The following is a 3,417-nucleotide window of genomic DNA, read 5'->3' on the forward strand; positions in this document are numbered from 1 at the left end:
CTGCGGAACTTTGGCCTCAAGGTCGGCGCGATCTCCCGTGGCAGGTTTGAGACACGCATTCGGGAGTTGGCAGATGGCAACCCGATGCTGGAAACCGCGACAGACCCGATGCTGCGGGCCCGGGCGACCCTACGGCAGGAACTGGCCGGGCTCGAAGAACGCGTGCGCCAGTTGGCCTGGGATGATCAGGTTTGCCAACGGCTTATGTCGATGCCTGGAATCGGTGCGGTCGTAGCACTTACATTCCGTGCTGCGGTCGATGATCCTGCCCGCTTTCGGTCTTCAAAGAGAATTGGCCCCTGGGTTGGCCTGACGCCCTCACGCAACCAGTCCGGTGAACGAGACGTGTCAGGCGGCATCACCAAGGCTGGTGACGTCAATCTGAGGCGAACATTGTGCCAGGCAGCAACCGTCATGATGAATCGCGGCCGATCGACATGGCTGAGAACATGGGGAGCCCAGCTCGCGCAGCGGCGTGGTCGCAAAATCGCGATGGTCGCCCTCGCACGCCGCATCGCTGTCATCCTCCATCGGATTTGGGTCGATGGCACAACCTTCCAGCCAGATGCCGCGCCGAACCTTGCCTGATCGGATGAGCCGCCACCCGTTGCCTGCCTGATCGCAGGCTGTCGAGGTCCCGCAGGGACGTGGTTCCGATAATGCCGTGGTTTGGACTGTCGCTGACACAAGTCAAGCACGCCTATGAGATGGGCACATCGGAATTACATCGAACCAGCATCATGTTGGCAGCCACCGCGCTGACCACGAACCGAAGCATGTACCCAAAGGACCTCAGCCGAAGGCAGCCAGAAAGCAGCCACAGGCATGCCCGATCCAAGCGAACCGCCTTGGCGGATCAATTTGACTGCGGAAAATCGCTTGACTGAGGCGACCCCGTTACCGAAGTCCTGACCCTAGAAAGTCAAATCCGGGCACTTGCACTAACGTACGATCCTGCCCCCTACCGGAGCAGACCCCATCTGTGCCAAGGCGCGGACATCGGCGGAGGGGTTCATCTGGTTCACCAGTGGCCAGAGCGCAGCCCCTGTTGCCACGACCCCTGCCCCGACCGTTGCGTAATACAGGAAATCCCTGCGGGCGGTATTCTCTGACGCTTCCATCATCGGGCATGTGTCCGTGCCTCCCGCGCTGGAAGGTCAACACGCGAGATGTAACGTTTTGTCAGCGCACCTCTCTACGGATCATCAAACAGGCCTTGTCGGCGCATTAATGGTGCGGGCCCGCGCCTTTTGCCATCATGAGGTGGTGCTCCTGGTGATGCGCCCCGATGGTCATCAGACCAAAGAAACCAAGTCCCTGAATCTGCGCGGCATCGCCATCGACACTGAGCGCCACGCCATCTTCTAGAGCATGTCGCCTCTGACCAGATTCAGGATTCCCCTGATGTTGTTCCTATGATTCCATGTCTTTCAGGCAGATATGGAGGTCAGAGATGGGCAAAGCGCATCCTGTTGAGTTGCGTGAACGTGCCGTGCGGCTTGTCGAGCAGGGCAACACGCACACAGAGGCGGCTCGGCGGCTGTGCGTGTCGATCAAGTTCGTCAACGACATGGTGCGGCTCAAGCGCGAGACCGGCTCGCTCGCGCCGAAACCTCAGGGCAATCCCGGGCGCGGCAAACTGACCAGCGTCAAAGGCTGGGTGGAGAGCCGGATCACGGCGCAACCCGATCTGACGATTGACGAGTTGACCGCGGAACTGGCCGCGAAACACGGGGTGAAGGTTCATCGCTCGTCGGTCGGTCGGCTGCTGCTCAGGCTCGGGCTGTCACACAAAAAAAGACCTGCAAGCCCTTGAGCAGAAGCGTCAGGACGTGGCCGATCTGCGCCGCATATGGATCGGCAAACGCCAGCCCTTCATGGCCAGACATCTGGAAAGGCTGGCTTTCATCGACGAGACATCGCTCAAGACGAACATGGCCAAGACCACCGGCTGGGCCCCGCGCGGGCAACGCCTGGTCGATCACGCGCCGTTCGGGCATTGGCGCACCCAGACCTTCATCGGTGCCCTGCGCCATGATCGCCTCGATGCCCCGTGGGTGATCGATGGCGCAATGAACGGCGAGTTGTTCGACCTCTATATCGAGACCCAGCTGGTGCCGACCTTGGGTCCGGGCGACGTGGTCATCCTCGACAACTTGTCGAGCCATAAGAGCCCCGGCGCAGCCAAGGCCATGCGAGATATCGGCGCGTGGTTCCTGTTCCTGCCGCCCTACAGTCCCGACCTCAACCCGATCGAGATGGCCTTCTCAAAGCTCAAGGTCCTGATCCGAAAGGCTGCAGCCCGAACCTACCATGAACTTTGGCAGGCTGTCGGTCATGTGTGCGACCTCTTCACCGACGAGGAATGCTACAACTTCTTCAAGGCCGCAGGATATAAAACCGATTAAACGCGACACGCTCTAAGTCCTCTGTCACAACGTCCCAGCCGGTCTCGGCCGCGAGAAAGGGCGCATGGGCGGGCACCATGGCGCGGATGGCCTCGAGAACACGGGGGGTGCCCCGAATCTCGAACCGGGCCCCTTCCGGCCGCAGGGTGCGGGCGACCACGGCCTCTTGGGTCAGAAGGTCCATATCGACCAGATGGCGGCGCAATCCGTCAATATCGACCCGCTCCCAATCCGTCTCGGGATCGGCCTGCAGGATCGTTACGATTTCCGCCAAGGCGGCAAAGGCCGATTGCCCGGTTTCCTGCGGTCCGCCCATGTCGTGACCAGCCGCGGAATTGGCGTGCTGCGCGGCCACGGGTGCGGCCATCACTATGGCAAGGACGAAGGGAATGAGACGCATGGACAGGTCCTTCAATGGGGTGGTGTCATGTTTACGCTAGCAGGGGCGGATGCATCGTAATATGATTTCAATCATATGTTGCCAAACCCCTATGATCATATCCCGAGCTCAGCCCTGCGCCCAATCTCCGGCGCGGTTGGAGATACCGTATTTCACCAAGGCGACCCCACCCACGGTCTCTATGTCGTGCAAACCGGGCGCGTGCATCTCGAGCGGGTCGGTCCAGATGGCGAGCGGTTCATCATCCACCGTGCCCAAGCCGGAACAAGCTTTGCCGAAGCTTCGGTGTTTTCGGAGGTCTATCATTGCGACGCAGTCATTGTTGAGGCCGGGGCGCTGATCCGGATCGACAAGGCTTCCGTATTGGCCGCTTTTGCCGACCCGGCATTTGCCCGCGCCTATGGCCGTCAGGCGGCTCAACAGATACAGGCGCAGCGACAGATGCTGGAGATCGTCGGCATTCGGCGCGCAGAGGACCGGGTGATGGCAGGGTTGATCGCAGGCTTGCTCGAAGGCTCCATCGTCGAATTTGCCGCTCGGTTACAATTGAGCCATGAGGCGACCTACAGGGCGCTGCGAAAGCTTGTGCAAGACGGACGGGTCATGAAC

General features: G+C 60.7%; 5 protein-coding genes and 1 pseudogene. 3 read left to right on the plus strand and 3 right to left on the minus strand.

Annotation, left to right across the window (positions count from 1 at the left end; translation table 11 throughout):
- The coding region (locus tag ACR0B3_RS23500) for an IS110 family RNA-guided transposase (RefSeq protein WP_480811183.1) at positions 1-588 on the plus strand (588 nt) is incomplete at its 5' end.
- A 389-nt stretch (positions 589-977) separates the two neighbouring features.
- Here ACR0B3_RS23500 and ACR0B3_RS23505 read toward each other — a convergent pair.
- Both ACR0B3_RS23505 and ACR0B3_RS23510 read right to left on the minus strand, forming a co-directional pair.
- Positions 978-1,124: pseudogene (locus ACR0B3_RS23505) on the minus strand (ubiquinol-cytochrome c reductase iron-sulfur subunit N-terminal domain-containing protein); the annotation flags it as partial.
- A 103-nt stretch (positions 1,125-1,227) separates the two neighbouring features.
- Positions 1,228-1,356, minus strand: a complete 129-nt coding sequence (locus ACR0B3_RS23510; protein ID WP_480790689.1) for a hypothetical protein — start codon at positions 1,354-1,356, stop codon at positions 1,228-1,230.
- A gap of 97 nt (positions 1,357-1,453) precedes the next feature.
- Between ACR0B3_RS23510 and ACR0B3_RS23515 the strand changes: the two genes are divergently transcribed.
- Positions 1,454-2,408 (plus strand): IS630 family transposase gene (locus tag ACR0B3_RS23515; protein ID WP_422703591.1). Its coding sequence is split into 2 segments (ribosomal slippage): positions 1,454-1,792 and positions 1,794-2,408, totalling 954 coding nucleotides; the frame shifts between segments, so codons are not numbered across the junction.
- Here ACR0B3_RS23515 and ACR0B3_RS23520 read toward each other — a convergent pair.
- Positions 2,380-2,808 carry a hypothetical protein gene (locus ACR0B3_RS23520; RefSeq protein WP_012187047.1) on the minus strand — a complete coding sequence of 143 codons (429 nt, stop codon included), beginning with the start codon at positions 2,806-2,808 and terminating at the stop codon, positions 2,380-2,382. The genes ACR0B3_RS23515 and ACR0B3_RS23520 overlap by 29 nt on opposite strands.
- 75 nt (positions 2,809-2,883) lie before the next feature.
- Between ACR0B3_RS23520 and ACR0B3_RS23525 the strand changes: the two genes are divergently transcribed.
- A partial coding sequence (locus ACR0B3_RS23525) for a Crp/Fnr family transcriptional regulator (protein ID WP_480811184.1) occupies positions 2,884-3,417 on the plus strand: 534 nt, incomplete at its 3' end.

Source organism: Ruegeria sp. CE9 (genome assembly GCF_056537425.1).